Source organism: Pseudomonas sp. WPR_5_2, assembly GCF_003634475.1.
GTDB lineage: Bacteria > Pseudomonadota > Gammaproteobacteria > Pseudomonadales > Pseudomonadaceae > Aquipseudomonas > Aquipseudomonas izuensis.
On the sequence record NZ_RBLA01000001.1, the window covers coordinates 1,562,795 to 1,577,844 of the forward strand.

Here is a 15,050-nt window from a genome sequence, read left to right on the forward strand (position 1 = left end):
TTGGGGGTAGACCGGACGCAGGACGAGTTAAACGTTGTTAATTTTTCATGACGCGCCAAAAGCCCCGGCGCCGCGTTATAGACGCCACGCCCAATAAACACGGAGCGACTATCAGTGCGTGGCAACCGACAGTCCGAAGCGAACCCCGGCCGTCACCCAGGTCCTGCATTGCGCTGGCGAAAAAATCTGGGGAATATGCTCGAAAACCGCGAACTGAAAGGCCCCAGGCAGGAGTGACCCGTTGACCCTTTTCCTCGAACAGGCTGTGCATTTCGGCCCCTACAGGATCTACCCCGGACAGCGCCTGATCATGGAGGCCGACCAGCCCCTGCGCCTGGGCCGACGGGCCATGGACATCCTGTTGATCTTGCTCAAGCACGCCGGGAACGTGGTCAGCAAGCAACAACTGATTGCCGAAGTCTGGCCCAACACTGTGGTGGAAGAGATCAACCTGCGGGTGCACATGGCGGCCCTGCGCAAGGCGCTCGGCGACGGTCAGGCCGGCCAGCGCTATATCATCACCGTGGCCCAGCGCGGCTACAGCTTCGTTGCACCGTATTCATTGGAATCAATCGGACAGCGCCCGCAAAACGCTCCGGTTGAATCGAGCGGCCACAACCTGCCCCTGCGCCGCACTCGCCTGATCGGTCGCAAGGCATTGGTCGACAGCCTGGTGACGCAGCTGCCGCGCCAGCGCTTCATCACCCTGGTCGGCCCAGGCGGCATCGGCAAGACCACCGTGGCGCTGCGCGTGGCCGAACATCTTATCGGTCAATACCGCGACGGCATTCGCCTGCTGGACCTGGCACCCATCAATGACCCGCTGATGATCGCCGGTCACCTGGCCACGCTACTGGACCTGTCCCTGCACGATGCCGAACCGCTGAACAGCCTCGCCCTGTTCCTGCGCGAACGGCAGATGCTGCTGCTCTTCGATAACTGCGAACACCTGATCGACCACGTCGCCCTGCTCTGTGAAAGCCTGCTGCGTGGCGCACCGCAGGTGCACATCCTGGCCACCAGCCGCGAGGGTCTGCGGGCCGAGGGTGAGTTCATCCAGCGCCTGGAGTCGCTGGACTGCCCACCGCCCATTGCCGTGCTGGACCGTGCCCAGGCCCTGAGCTTTTCCGCGTTGCAGCTGTTCGTCGAGCGAGCCATGGCCAGCCAGGACAGTTTCGAACTGAGCGATGCCGAGTTGCCGCTGGCAGTCGACATCTGCCGCCGCCTCGATGGCATTCCACTGGCCCTGGAGCTGGCGGCCGCCCAAGTCCCCAGCCTTGGCCTGGGTGGTTTGCTGGCGCAACTGCAGGACAGCTTTCGCCTGCTGCCCCACGGCAGCCAGGCAACCCCGGGCCGGCATCAGACCCTGCGCGCCACGCTGGATTGGAGTTTCGAACTGCTCAGCGCCTGCGAACAAACCTGCCTGCGCCGACTGGGCGTTTTCCGCGGTGGCTTTACCCTGGAGTCGGCAGCGGCGGTGATCGTCGGCGAGCACATCGAACCCCGAGAAGTGTTTGGCTCGATAATGCAACTGGTGGCCAAGTCCCTGTTGAGTGTGGACGTGGGCGATGAAGAAGTGTTCTACCGCCTGCTCGACACGACCCGACGCTATGCCCTGGAAAAACTCGAACAGGCCAGCGAACTGTCCGCCACCCGGGAACGCCACGCCGAACGGTGCCTTGCCTTGATGCATCAGGCGCAAAAAAATTGGGAGCAGACGCCGACAGCGCTGTGGATCGAGCGTTACGCCCGTGGCCTGGAAGACATCCGCGCGGCCCTCGATTGGGGCCTGAATACCCGGGGACCGCAAATGCTGGCGATCCGCTTGACGGCGGCGTCCACGCCACTCTGGCAAGAACTGTCACTGCTCAAGGAGCACGGCGGTCATGTGCGCAAGGCCCTGGCCTTGCTCGACGCTGCGCCCGAGCCCTGCCCGCGTTTGAAAATGAACCTGAAGCTGGCCCTCGGTAGCGCCTGCTATCACGTCCAGGGCGGCAATGAGGAAACCATCGGCGCTTTCGTCACCGCCAGAACCCTGGCCAGACAATGCAATGACGTGGTCGGAGAGCTGCGCGCCGTTTCCGGGCACATGGCGGTCAACCTCAGCTGTGGCAATTATCAGATGGCCCTGGAGCAGAGCCAGCAATTCGACCAGTTGGGCCTGCACGGCGACCCGGTGCTGTCGCTCAGCACGCATCGCCTGCGGGTGTTGGCCCTGCACTTTGCCGGGGATCAGTCACGGGCGCGGTTGAATGCCGAAGAGGTGATCCAGCGCATGGCCCAAAGCGGCCACCTCAACCGCTTCACCCATGGTTTTGGCGTGCAGTACGACCAGAGCGTCGCCGCCTTGACCATCCTGGCGCGCATTCTCTGGTTGCAGGGGCAACCGGAACAGGCCTGGCGCACGGCCCAACAGGCGCTGGACATTGCCTTGCAGATCAACCATGGCACGTCCATCTGCTACACCCTGGCGCTCTCGGGTTGCCTGATCGCCCACTACAACGGCCACACCCGCACCGCTCGCGAACTGTTGCACCTGCTGCTGGAACAGGCACAGAAAAACTCGGTGCTGCTGTTCTACACCTGGGCCCGGCAGTATGCGCAAGTCATCGACGGTGCCGATGCGCAGGCATCGCAACGTCCTGGCGTCGGCTTGATCAAGGAAATCATGGTCACGCTGGGCCCCGGGTTCATCGATGACGATTTGCTGCAACGTGCCGACAGCGGCGCGGCAGGCTGGAGCACCGCAGAGATTCTAAGGGCCCGTGCCGATACGCTGCTGGCCGTCGATTGCCCGGTGAAAAACTGTACTGCCGAAACCACCTTGCTCAAGGCGCTCAACGTGGCGAAATCCCAAGGCGCGCTGGCCTGGGAACTGCGCAGCGCCACTTCGCTGGCCAGGCTCTGGCAGCGTCAGGGGCGCTACCGCCAAGCCCATGAACTGTTGACGCCGATCTACCAGCGTTTCACCGAAGGACATGCAACGCCGGACCTGATCGCCGTGCGCCGTTTACTCGACGAGTTGCAGGACAACGTTCGGATTTGATGCCGAGGCGCTTTTTTTTGTAGGAGCGAGCTTGCTCGCGATGGACTTAAGCACGCCGCGTTTAACCAGAAAAACACGCGTAATCGTTAACGACCATCGCGAGCGGGCTCGCTCCTACATTCGAGTTTTTCCAGGGCATAGCCACGGGTGGTGTTGAGGAAGCGGTAACGGGAAACACCGTTGGCTTGCTCCAGGGAAAGCAGCGATTTCAGCGCGAGGCTCTGCAGCACCTTTCCCAGATTGGCAGCCGACAGCGCGGCGCAATCCACCACGCCCATCGCCGCCTCCAGGGTGAACGCCGACTTCAACACCGCCAGGCGCTGCAACACGGTTTGCTCCACCGGACTCAGCCGTTCATAACTCCAGTCCAGCGCGGCCTTGAGGGTCTGATGCCGGGGGACTGCCGTGCGCCGACCCTGGGTCAGCAGTTGGAAGCAGTTATCCAGTTGCGCTTGCAAACCCACCAGCGCCAGCGCGTCGATCTGCGACGCCGCCAGCTCTATCGCCAGTGGCAAACCATCGAGCCGCCGACAGATCTCGCGCACGGCCTTGAGGTCCTGTTCGCGCAGGGCAAACCCTTGCTGACGAGCCCGGGCACGGCTGACGAACAGCTGCACCGCCGAATAGCCCATGACTTCATCGACACTGCGCAACGCCGACCTCGGCGGAACCACAAGCGGCGGCAACGGCAGTCGTGTTTCGCCGGTGGCCAGCAGCGGTTCGCGGCTAGTGACCAGAATCGACAGGCGCGGCGCCGAGGCCATCAGCGTTTCGACCAGGGCCCGGCAGCGTTCCAGCACGTGTTCGCAGTTATCGAGGATCAGCAGCGCATGCCATTGCCCCAGCGATTCCAGGGCGGTGCCGGTGTCCAGCTCAAGGGTGCGCGCCAGGTGATCGACCACCTGTGCCGGGTCATCGAGCATTGCCAGATCCACCCGCCATACGCCGTCGCGATAGTGCTGCAACAGCAGCTCGCCAACCCGCAGGGCAACGGTGGTCTTGCCAATACCGCAAGGCCCATCCAGGGACATGCAGCGCTGCACCGGCAACTGGCGCACCAGACTGCCCACCACCGCATCGCGTCCGGTGACCGGTGTCAGGCGTGCCGGCAGATTATGGCGGGGCTTTTGTGGGTGTGATGGCGGGCTTTCGAGCGCGATGGGCGTGAGCGGCGAGGCCTGCCGCACCGGCGCGACAAAGCTGTAGCCGCGCTGCGGAATGTTGACGATGTAGCAATGCCCGTTCTGCCCGTCGCGAAAAGCCCGACGCAGCGCGGCAATGTGCACGCGCAGATTGATTTCCTCGACCACCGAACGCGGCCAGACCCGAGCGATCAGTTCGTCCTTGCTGACCACCGAGCCCGCGTGCTCGACCAGCACCTGCAGGATATCCAGGGCCCGTCCGCCCAGGCGCAGCGGCTGGTCGCCTTCCAGCACCAGCCGCTGATTCAGATGAAATGCGTAGGGGCCGAAGCGCAGCACCGTTTCGCTGTGTATGTCTCGTAGGCTGTTCATGCACCTTCACCCGCCGGGAGCCTGCTCGGCACGCGAGTCCATCCAGGCTCCGTACCTTCCTTGCAATGAGTTCCCGGCTATCTTGGCAGGCCTCGGTGACGGTACAACCATCACGGGGGGAGCGTCACGGCCATTACGGTGCGCACGACGGACAAGAACGCTAGCTGAATTGCTCGCGGTACTGCGCCGGGGTCAGTCCGAGTTTTTCACCGAACAGAAAACGCATGTGCCGCACGCTGCCGAAGCCGCTTTTGAAGGCCACGGTCTTGAGCGGCAACTCCGTGGTTTCCAACAGATTGCGGGCGCAATCGATGCGCGCACTTTGCAGAAACTCCATGGGCGTCATGCCCACTTCACGGGCGAACACCCTGGCGAAGTGGCGCGGGCTCATGGCACCCAGACCGGCCATGCGTTCGATGCTGAAGGGTTCGTCGAGATGCTCGAGGACATGGTTCTGCACCCGGGTGATCGCCGTCTCATGGGGCGCCACCGCCGCCATCAACGGGCTGAACTGCGCCTGGCCGCCCTGGCGTTTCATCACCACCAACAACACCTTGGCCACATCCTGCGCGACTTTCTTGCCATGGTCTTCGGCAACCACTGACAACGCAAGGTCAATGCCGGCAGTAACGCCACCGGACGTGATGAGGTTGCGGTCCTGAACGAAAATCTGGTCGGTCTCGACGGTGGTCCTGGGGAAGGCCTTGATCAAGCGCTCGGTGTAGTGCCAGTGGGTCGTCACACGGTAGCCGTCGATCAAACCGGCATGTCCCAGCACAAACGCGCCGGTGCAAATCGAGCCATAGCTTGCGGATCGGCTGACACAGCGCTTGAGCCAGTCGAGCAACCGCGGATGTTTTTCGTTGTAGGCGCCGGGACCACCGGGCACCAGCAGCAGATCGAAGCCGTCACAGGCCTGATCGATATCGACATCGGCGTGCACGCTCACGCCATTGGACGCCCGCAGCGCACCAGGCTCGGTACCGATGGTCGTCAGCACATAGTGGTCGTCAGGCTTGAGGTACCGATTGGCAATGGAAAACACCTCCATGGGCCCGGCCATGTCGAGCAGGAGAAAGTTGGGGAACAGCACCATTGCCACGGTTTTCATGGGTTCAACATCACTGGAGTCATCAATAGATCAGTCTGCTGGACGCCATCCCCTGTGGGAGCGAGCCTGCTCGCGAAAACGGTTTCACATTCAACGAAGAGGTGAGGGTCAGACCGCTTTCGCGAGCAGGCTCGCTCCCACAGGTTAGGTGCCTTGCGTTGGTGTGCATTATGGCGAAGTGCGAAGTCAGCGTCGCCAATATTACTGTCAACCTGAATGCGACAGTATTTCAATTTCCATCTACTTATTGCACCAACCAGTAACCATTAACCTTCTCCTCACTCGGACGAATTCACGTCCCTCAGGAGAATCCATCATGCTGACCCTTCGCAAAGCTTCTGATCGTGGCATGGCCAACCATGGCTGGTTGAAGTCGTTCCATACCTTTTCCTTCGCTAACTATCGCAATCCCAGGGAGCAGGGATTTTCCGATCTGCTGGTGATCAACGATGACCGCGTGGCCGCCGGTAAAGGCTTCGGCCAGCACCCGCACCGGGATATGGAAATTTTCTCCTACGTGCTCGACGGCGCGCTGGAACACAAGGACACCCTGGGCACCGGCTCGGTGATCCGTCCTGGCGACGTGCAGTTGATGAGCGCCGGCAGTGGCGTGGCACACAGTGAATTCAACCACTCGGACAAACGCCCGGTGCACTTCCTGCAAATCTGGATCGTGCCCGAGGTGAGTGGCGCCAAACCGCGCTATCAACAGGAGCATTTCAGCCCGCAGAAGAAGCGCGGTCGCCTGCAACTGATCATCTCCCCCGACGGCGCCAAGGGTTCGCTGAAGGTGCGCCAGGATGCGCGGGTGTATGCCGGTCTGATCGATGGCCAGGAAAACGCAACTCTGGAACTGGCCGCCAATCGCTACGCCTATGTGCATGTGGCACGGGGCAGTGTCGAACTCAACGGCATGCCCTTGCAGGAAGGTGATGGTGTGCGGGTTCGCGAAGAACAGTTGCTGACATTGAGCAACGGCGTGGATGCCGAGGTACTGGTGTTCGATTTGCGTGCGCAGGAATTGCCCGAAATGCCATAAATCCCTTTAGGAGCGAGCCTGCTCGCGATGGCGGCTACACATTCAACATAGGTGTCACCGCTATCGCGAGCAGGCTCGCTCCCACAGGTTATTCACCCGCCTTGGAAAACTCCTCGACGATCTCATCGATCACCACCCGCACCCTGGCGGTGTGCCGCAGGTCGGCATGGGTCACCAGCCACACATCGTAGGGTAGCGGTCGGGTGCGCTCCGGCCATAGCCTGACCAGCCCGTCCCTCTCCCCCATGTACACCGACATTTCCCCAATCCCGATCCCCGCCGCGATGGACCGGCGCACCAGCAGGCTGGAGCTCAGGCTTGAGACAATCCGTCCGCGCCCCAGCGGCTCACTGACCAGCGTCATGTCCTTGCCTCCCTGCAAATACGGCTGATACACCACCAGGTCATGGCCCTCGAACGCCTTTCCCGGCTCCGGAATACCGTGGGCGTCCACATAATCTTGCGAAGCAAACAGACCCACCGGCCAACGGGCGATCCGCCGAGCGATCAAGTCCGGGTTATCCGGCCGGGTATTACGCACGGCAATGTCGGCTTCGCGCTTGGCCAGGCTGAGGATTTGCGTGGAGGCATTCAGTTGCACCCGCACATCGGGGTGGTGGCGATGCAAACGGGCGATGGCTGGAATCAGGAAATCGATCGCCAGGGAGTCCGTAGTGGTGACCCGCACACATCCGGTCAATCGTTCATCGAGCCCCTGAATCCGCCGCTCAAGTTCCAGCGCCGTATGCTCCATTTTCTCCACCGCACGCATCGCCGCTTCGCCCACGGCGGTCAGTGCGTAGCCTTCGGAGGTGCGCAGAAACAGGGTCGCGCTCAATGATTTTTCCAGCGCTACGATCCGCCGACCCACCGTGGCCTGATCCACACCCAGCACCCTTGCGGCGCCGCGCAACGTCGATTCGCGGCAGACCGCGAGAAATACCCGTGCGTCATCCCAATTCATAGGGGCCTCCTGACGATGCATTAATGCATCACTGAAACGCAAATTCGCAGCATTATTGCATCAAAAGATCTCGTTATGCTGGTCACCAGAGAATACCCACAGGACAACGCTCATGCCCAGCTCAACCGCTCCTCCCGGCATAACGCGCAACGCGCTCTGGTTGCCGATCCTCGCCGGCCTCTGCGCCAGCCTGGTCAGCATCGGCCTGGCGCGATTCGCCTATACGCCGTTGATTCCCTCGTTGATCGAAGCCCACTGGTTTTCCGCCAGCGACGTCGTGTTCCTTGGCGCCGCCAACCTGGTGGGTTACCTGATCGGTGCGCTGATCGGCCATCCGCTGGCTCGGCGCACGTCCAACAAAACGGTGCTGCGGCTGATGATGCTGGCAGTGACCCTGGCGTTTTTCGCCTGTGCCTTTCCGTTATCGGTGAGCTGGTTTTTCGGTTGGCGCTTGCTGTCCGGCATTGCCGGTGGCGCGATCATGGTGCTGGTGGCGGCGACGGTATTGCCCCATGTGCCGGCCTCGCGCAAAGGCCTGGCCAGTGGTGCGATCTTTCTCGGTCTTGGCCTGGGCATTGCCGGGTCGGGGACGATCGTGCCGCCGCTGCTGAGCCTGGGCTTGCAGCAAACCTGGCTCGGCCTCGGCCTGCTGGCGCTGGTCCTGACAGCGGTCAGCTGGTTCGGCTGGCCTTCGTCCGCGCCCCCTGCAACGGCTTCGACGCCAGTCAAAGCCCCTTCGACTTCGATGAATCCAAGTGTCTACCTGCTGTTCTCCCAATACGCGTTCATGGCGGCCGGGCTGGTGCCGGCCATGGTGTTCCTGGTGGATTACGTGGCCCGCGGGCTGGGGGCCGGACAACATGTCGGCGCGCTGATCTGGGTCATGTATGGCCTCGGCGCAATTGTCGGGCCGGTGAGCTACGGTTTTCTGGCCGATCAACTGGGAGCGAAGCCGGGCATTCGCCTGGTGCTGGTGGTGCAGGCGATAGCGATCGGCCTGCTGTCGATTTCCAGTTCTTTCGCGGCACTGGCGTTGCTGGCGGTGATCATCGGCTCGTTCCCGCCGGGCATCGTGCCTCTGGCGCTGGCCCGGGTTCACGAACTGATCCCCGAGCATCATCAACAACAGGTCGCCTGGAGTCGCGCCACGGTTTCGTTCGCCACCGTTCAGGCCCTGTCCGGTTTTGCGTACTCGGCGTTGTTCAATGCCAGTGGTGGGCATCACGGGTTGATGTTCGTGATTGCGGCGGGGGCGTTTGTTTGTGCGTTGTTGCTGGAATTAGCTGTTCGCCTGATAACCCCATCCTATGCGGGAGCGAGCCCGTTCGCGAAGACGTCGGCCCATTGAACATTGTTGTTACCTGACACACCGCCTTCGCGAGCAAGCTTGCTCCTAAGGTTTTTGAATTGATTTCACTTTTGATAGGTATCCCACATGACACTTCCCCAGACCATGACCCTCATCGAAATCACCCAACCCGGTGGTCCCGAAGTCCTGCAACCGCGCCAGGCGGCCGTGCCCACCGCCGGCAGCGGTGAAGTGCTGATCCGCGTGCGTGCCGCCGGGGTCAACCGCCCCGATGTGATTCAACGTGCCGGCAAGTACCCGATGAAGCCCGGCATGAACCCGATCCCGGGACTGGAAGTGGCCGGTGAAGTGGTCGCGGTCGGCGCAGGTGTCAGCGAGTTCAATGTCGGCGACAAGGTCTGTGCGCTGACTAATGGCGGTGGCTATGCGCAGTATTGCGCGGTCCCGGCCAGTCAGACGTTACCGATTCCGGAGGGCCTGGACTGGGAGCACGCTGCGGCAATTCCGGAAACCTTCTTCACCGTGTGGGCCAACCTGTTCGAGATGGGTGGCGCCCGCAAGGGTCAACGGGCCCTGATTCATGGCGGCACCAGTGGCATCGGCACCACCGCGCTGATGCTCTGCCGCGAATTTGGCATAGTGGCTTTCGCCACGGCCGGCAGTGAAGAAAAGTCTGCGGTGATTCGCGAGTTGGGTGCCGAGGCGATCAACTATCGCGATCAGGATTTCGCCCAGGTCATCGCCGAAAAAACCGCGGGGCGGGGCGTCGATGTGATTCTCGACATCATGGGCGGTTCGTACCTGAACAGTAACGTCGCGGCCCTGGCCCTCGAGGGTCGGCTGGTGATGCTGGGCTTCCTGGGTGGCGCGATCGCCAAGGATGTCGATCTGCTGGCGATCATGGCCAAACGCGCCATCGTCACTGGCTCGCTGTTGCGTTCCCGCACTCGGGAAGAGAAAGCCGAGATCGCCCGGCAATTGCGCGAACATGTATGGCCGGTGCTGGCGGCCGGTCGTTGCCTGCCGATGATCGACAAGGTCTACACGCTCGACGAAGCATCGCTGGCCCATGCGCAGATGGAAGCGGGCAATCATATTGGCAAAATTGTTTTGCGGGTGAAGTGATCCGTTGGAGCAACACTAGCCCCTGTGGGAGCGAACCTGCTCGCGATTGCAGTCTGTCAGTCGACATATCAGGCGACTGGACAATCGCAATCGCGAGCAGGCTCGCTCCCACAGGTCTAAATTTTCCCCGCCTCACCCGCGCATCTGTTACAACGCGGGCTTTATGTCTTCCCGGCGAACCACCCAATGCCCTCCGCCCTCCTCACCCGTCTGCGCCGACGCTGGCTGCCGCTGCTGTGCATGGTTGCGCTGGTCGTCGGGCTGCCGGCGAGTTGTGGTGCGCTCAAGTACAAGGAGCGCGAATTGTTGTTCCGCATCGAACCGGGCACCGCAAGCTGGTACAGCGGCTTGCCGCAGGACGTCCAGGAATTCGACATCCAGCCTCCCGGTTTCAAGGCCGGGCAAAACCTGCACGCCTGGTGGTGGCCTGCGGCACGTCGCGACGCCCCCTCGATCCTCTATTTGCACGGGGTGCGCTGGAACCTCACCGGCCAGGCCTTTCGCATAGAGCAATTGCGCGCCATGGGCTATTCGGTGCTGGCGATCGATTACCGCGGCTTTGGCCAGAGCAAAGGCGACCTGCCGTCGGAAGCCAGCGTGTACGAAGATGCCCGTGCCGCCTGGGAGCGCTTCACGGTGATGCAACCCGATGCCGGCAAACGCTTGATCTACGGTCATTCCCTGGGCGGCGCGGTGGCCATCGACCTCGCGGCAGACCTGGCCGCCGAAGCGAAAAAGGCGCAGGTCGCCGTGCCCGTGCACGGTCTGGTGATCGAGTCCACCTTCACCTCGCTGGGCGATGCCGTGGCGGAGGTGGCCGGCAACAACCTGCCTATCAATTGGTTACCAGTGCGGTGGCTGCTTTCGCAGAAATTCGATTCCATTGACAAGATCGTCGACATCGACATGCCGTTGCTGGTGGTCCATGGCCTGGCCGATCCATTCATGCCTTCGCGCTTCAGCCAGCAACTGTTCAATGCCGCCAACCCACCTAAACGCCTGTTGTTGATCCCTGGCGGGACGCACAACAACAGCATGAGCCTGGGTGGTAGCCAGTATCGCCAGGCGCTCGACGGTTTGATGAACGCCAAACCGCAGATCGCCGGCCCGACGGTTTCTCGGGACGCGCAGGACTCCTGAGGGTTATCGATAGCCCCGCGCCTGCAAGTCGAACAATTGCGCATAGCGCCCACCCGCCGCGACCAGGCGGTGGTGATCGCCGCGCTCAAGAATCCTGCCCTGATCGAGCACGATGATGTGATCGGCGTTGCGCACACTGGAAAAACGGTGGGAAATCAGCAGGGTCATGCGTTCTTGGGTGTGCCGGCTGAAATGCTCGAACACCGCCGCTTCCGCCGCCGGGTCGAGCGCCGAAGTCGGCTCGTCGAGAATCAGGATATCGGCGTCACGGCGCATATAGGCACGGGACAAAGCGATCTTCTGCCACTGCCCGCCGGACAGCTCCTGCCCACCGGCAAACCAGCGCCCCAGTTGCGTGGCATAACCGCGATCCAGGCGCTCGATGAAAGGCGCGGCCATGCCTTCGGCAGCGGCTTCTTGCCAACGCTGCTCATCCTGGAACGCCAGGGTATCCCCCACGCCGATGTTCTCGCCGACAGAGAACTGGTAGCGAATGTAATCCTGGAAAATCACGCCGATACGCCGACGTAGCGCGTCCTCCTCCCAGGCCTGCAGGTCGCTGCCATCCAGCAGGATTCGCCCCTGATCGGGACGGTATAAACGGGTCAGCAGCTTGATCAGGGTGGTCTTGCCCGAACCGTTCTCCCCCACCAGCGCCATGCTGTGCCCCGGTGCAAGATGAAAGCTGACACCTTCCACCGCCGCCCGACTGGCACCCGGATAACGGAAGCCGACATTCTCGAAACGCAGGCCGTCACCCGGCACTGCACCGACAATGAGATGCCCGGTATCGACCACCACGGGCTCGGCCAGGTATTCATAGAGGCTGGACAGGTAGAGGCCATCTTCGTATAGACCGCTGATGGCGCTCAGACTGCTGCTCACCGCTGACTGCCCCTGCTTGAACAGCACCAGGTACATGGTCATCTGCCCAAGACTGATGGTGCCGTGGACCGCATCGACCACCACCCAGGCATAGGCCAGATAAAACGCCCCGGTGCCGAGCAGACCGAGCGCGAAACCCCAGCCATCGCGACGCAGGGTCAGCCGCCGGTCCTCGGCATAGAGCCGGGCGAAGGTCTCGCGGTAACGCCGCAACAGCAGCGGCGCGAAACCGAACAGCTTGACCTCCTTGATGTAGGCCTCATGGGACAGCAACGTTTCGATGTAAGTCTGCTGCCGGCTTTCCGGTGCACGGCGAGTGAACAAGCGAAAGGCATCGCCGGAAAAATGCGCCTCGGCAAAAAACACCGGCAACGCGCCGACCACCAACAGCACCAACGCCCACGGCGAAAAATGTACCAGCAACACGCCGAAGCTGATCAGCACGATCAGGTTCTGGGTCAACCCCAGCGACTTCATCACCAGCGCCAACGGCCGGGTCGAGGCTTCACGCCTTACTCGCACCAGCTTGTCGTAGAACTCGGAATTCTCGAACTGCACCAGCGACAGCGTCTGGGCCTTTTCCAGAATCATCGTGTTGACCTTCTGCCCCAGCTGCACACGCAACAGCGACTGCTGGACAGACAAGGCACGCTGGGTGGCAGACAGCATCGCCAGCACCCCCGCCTCCAACAGCACATAACGCAGCACTGGCCACAGCGGCGCACTGCCCTGCTGCGCATGCAACTGCATGGCGAACACCACCGCATCGACAATGCGCTGCCCCAACCACGCCGCCAGCGCCGGCAGTACCCCGGCGATCAGTGTTGCAAGCACCAGGCCGAGGAACAGGCCACGGGAGGTTCCCCAGACCAGCAGCAGAGCGCGTCGGGACTGGTCGAGCAATGAGGAGAAGCGGGTAAGGACCGCGGGCATATTTATCGGTTTCGCCGACGCGGTCTCTCGGATTCTTTTCTTGAAGGTGGAGGGCCAAGTGGAATCACCAAGCCTGGGGGAGGAGGACCGCCGTTAATCCATTCCTCCATTAGCCGCCGCACTTCAGGCGGCATTTCTTGCGGTGCTCTGCTTGTCATTTGTTCACCCTATTGTTTTCAGGAGTTCGACCCATTGTACTTTTGAAACATCGATAACAATCACCTCAGCTCCGGTGTGAAACCTCTGGTCTGCATCTTCAATCCAGTGAGGGTACTCAAGAACGAACTGCCCTCTTGCAGGCTCCGCCGGCCATTCTATCGGCCAGCCAAACAGGCGTTTACCATCGACCAGGTGCAGCACCACATGTCTCTGCCGCGTTGAAAAAGCACTGTACCACTCGCAAGGATATGAAGATTGCCGGGTTATTTTCAGCTTGCGAAGCAGAGCATGAAGCTTGTCGCTACTGGCAATGTGGCAGGAAAGAAACCCCATCAAGACCGCAATCACCGCTGACCATAAGGTCTCTGATTTTCTGTCCCACATGCCAACTGAAAAGAACCGTTCACCTGCAACCAACAGCAACGCTCCCAAACCGACAACCAGCGACTGGATCACAAAGGTAAAAATAAGCGCCTGAACTATTTGTCCAAAGGTGTCTGGCCGCTTGAAGGCTGTCAGTGAATAAAAGATCCAGGCGGCTAAAAATCCCGGAATCAAATACTGGAGTAGCGGTATCACTTCCTTGATCAATTCATCCATGCAAGTTTTCAATCCATTGAAAGCTTTGATTCGGGCAAAGAAATACCTCACCTCAGCAACTCGCGCCATTAGTTGCGAAGTCGCTGTCGTCACAAGACGTTTCAAGGTTAAAGGCCGGGATTTAGCGGGCAAATATCAGGGAAAAATCCTACAAACACTTAATCGAAGACCCACGTTATCTACGCCTGAAACCTTGCCCGATACCGCCCAGGACTCTCCCCCGTCCACTTCTTGAACGCGCGATGAAACGCACTCGGTTCCTGAAAGCCCAATTGCTCGGCGATGTCGCTGATGCTCGCCTGGCTCTGGCGCAATTGCTCGAAGGCCACGGCGCGGCGCACTTCGTCCTTGATCTCCTGATAGGAACAGCCTTCGCGTTCCAGCTTGCGGCGAAAGGTGCTGGGGCTCAGGTGCTGTTCGAGAGCAAAGGCCTGCAAGGTCGGCCAATCGCTGTAATGGCTGTTGCGCAGGCGCTGATGCACCTGTGACGCCAGGCCGTGCTGGTTGCGGAAGCGGATCACCAGCCATTGCGGCGCCGTGCGTAAAAACACTTTCAGCGAGGCCAGGTCTTGCACCACCGGCAGACGCAGGTAGTGGCTGGCGAACTCGATCTCAGTACGTTCGGCACCAAAGGTCAGGTTCGGTCCCCAGAGCAAGCGGTCGTCACTGAGGGACACCCGCTCGTGGCGAAAATCCGCGCGGTCGATGGGAATGCGTCGACCGCCCAGCCAGCACAGCAGGCTGATCATCAACACCAGAAAGGTCTCTTCGCCGAACCGAGCGACGTCATCGTTCGCCGAATGGCTATCCATGCTGATGAGCGCGCGTTTGCCGCGCACGGTCAGCGTGCCGCGAAAGTCGCGCAGGAACAGGGCGAAGTTGGCCAGGCACTGACGCATGGCCTTGTGCAGGTCGGGCTCCTGAATCAATGCGCGGCAAATCAGGGCGAAAGCGCCCGGCGGCATGCCATGGGAGTCGAGCCCGAAGAACTCGTCATTCAATTCGCGGATCTGAATCAGCCACAACGCCGCAAAGGCGTTGGCCGAAACCCGGGCGGTGGGCTGCTGCATCAGCGCCGGATCGATGCCCGCCTGTTCCAGCACGGCCTGCACTCGCTGCGGATCGTCCCCCAGCCCGTGGATCATCGCCTGCACGAAGTAGGCGGCCACCGAGTCCTTTTCCCGCATCTGAACGCTACGCTCCCCATCATTCGAAATGGCAAAAA

At 61.3% G+C, this 15,050-nt stretch carries 11 protein-coding genes; 5 read left to right on the top strand and 6 right to left on the bottom strand.

What is annotated here, in order from left to right; all coding sequences use genetic code 11:
- Positions 1-241 precede the first annotated feature (241 nt).
- Positions 242-3,046: a winged helix-turn-helix domain-containing protein gene (locus BJ917_RS06925; protein WP_121102759.1), complete on the top strand. Its 2,805-nt coding sequence runs from the start codon at positions 242-244 to the stop codon at positions 3,044-3,046.
- An 86-nt stretch (positions 3,047-3,132) separates the two neighbouring features.
- Here the strand turns inward: BJ917_RS06925 and BJ917_RS06930 are convergent, their stop codons facing one another.
- The gene (locus tag BJ917_RS06930) at positions 3,133-4,560 is read right to left on the bottom strand and encodes a winged helix-turn-helix domain-containing protein (protein WP_121102761.1); all 1,428 of its coding nucleotides are present in this window, start codon (positions 4,558-4,560) and stop codon (positions 3,133-3,135) included.
- Between the two features lie 160 nt (positions 4,561-4,720).
- Positions 4,721-5,671 carry a GlxA family transcriptional regulator gene (locus tag BJ917_RS06935; RefSeq protein WP_096512430.1) on the bottom strand — a complete coding sequence of 317 codons (951 nt, stop codon included), beginning with the start codon at positions 5,669-5,671 and terminating at the stop codon, positions 4,721-4,723.
- Between the two features lie 316 nt (positions 5,672-5,987).
- On the opposite strand from BJ917_RS06935, the gene BJ917_RS06940 reads away from it, so the two are divergent.
- Positions 5,988-6,710 carry a pirin family protein gene (locus BJ917_RS06940; protein WP_121102763.1) on the top strand — a complete coding sequence of 241 codons (723 nt, stop codon included), beginning with the start codon at positions 5,988-5,990 and terminating at the stop codon, positions 6,708-6,710.
- A gap of 88 nt (positions 6,711-6,798) precedes the next feature.
- Here BJ917_RS06940 and BJ917_RS06945 read toward each other — a convergent pair whose 3' ends face one another.
- A complete protein-coding gene (locus tag BJ917_RS06945) occupies positions 6,799-7,674 on the bottom strand; it encodes a LysR family transcriptional regulator (protein WP_121102765.1) in 876 nt (291 codons plus the stop codon).
- A gap of 112 nt (positions 7,675-7,786) precedes the next feature.
- Between BJ917_RS06945 and BJ917_RS06950 the strand changes: the two genes are divergently transcribed.
- The 3 genes from BJ917_RS06950 to BJ917_RS06960 all read left to right on the top strand — a co-directional run bounded on the left by BJ917_RS06950 (position 7,787) and on the right by BJ917_RS06960 (position 11,248).
- Positions 7,787-9,022 carry a YbfB/YjiJ family MFS transporter gene (locus BJ917_RS06950; RefSeq protein ID WP_121102767.1) on the top strand — a complete coding sequence of 412 codons (1,236 nt, stop codon included), beginning with the start codon at positions 7,787-7,789 and terminating at the stop codon, positions 9,020-9,022.
- A gap of 87 nt (positions 9,023-9,109) precedes the next feature.
- Positions 9,110-10,108, top strand: a complete 999-nt coding sequence (locus BJ917_RS06955) for an NAD(P)H-quinone oxidoreductase (protein WP_096512434.1) — start codon at positions 9,110-9,112, stop codon at positions 10,106-10,108.
- Positions 10,109-10,294: 186 nt separating this feature from the next.
- A complete protein-coding gene (locus BJ917_RS06960) occupies positions 10,295-11,248 on the top strand; it encodes an alpha/beta hydrolase (protein ID WP_121102769.1) in 954 nt (317 codons plus the stop codon).
- Between the two features lie 3 nt (positions 11,249-11,251).
- Here BJ917_RS06960 and BJ917_RS06965 read toward each other — a convergent pair whose 3' ends face one another.
- The 3 genes from BJ917_RS06965 to BJ917_RS06975 form a co-directional block, all read right to left on the bottom strand.
- Positions 11,252-13,066 (bottom strand): ABC transporter ATP-binding protein, encoded by a 1,815-nt coding sequence (locus tag BJ917_RS06965; RefSeq protein ID WP_121102771.1) that lies wholly within the window; start codon positions 13,064-13,066, stop codon positions 11,252-11,254.
- A gap of 162 nt (positions 13,067-13,228) precedes the next feature.
- Complete coding sequence (locus BJ917_RS06970; RefSeq protein WP_096512437.1) at positions 13,229-13,825, bottom strand: DUF6338 family protein; 597 nt, start codon at positions 13,823-13,825, stop codon at positions 13,229-13,231.
- Between the two features lie 179 nt (positions 13,826-14,004).
- A complete protein-coding gene (locus tag BJ917_RS06975) occupies positions 14,005-15,012 on the bottom strand; it encodes an AraC family transcriptional regulator (protein WP_096512438.1) in 1,008 nt (335 codons plus the stop codon).
- Positions 15,013-15,050 lie beyond the last annotated feature (38 nt).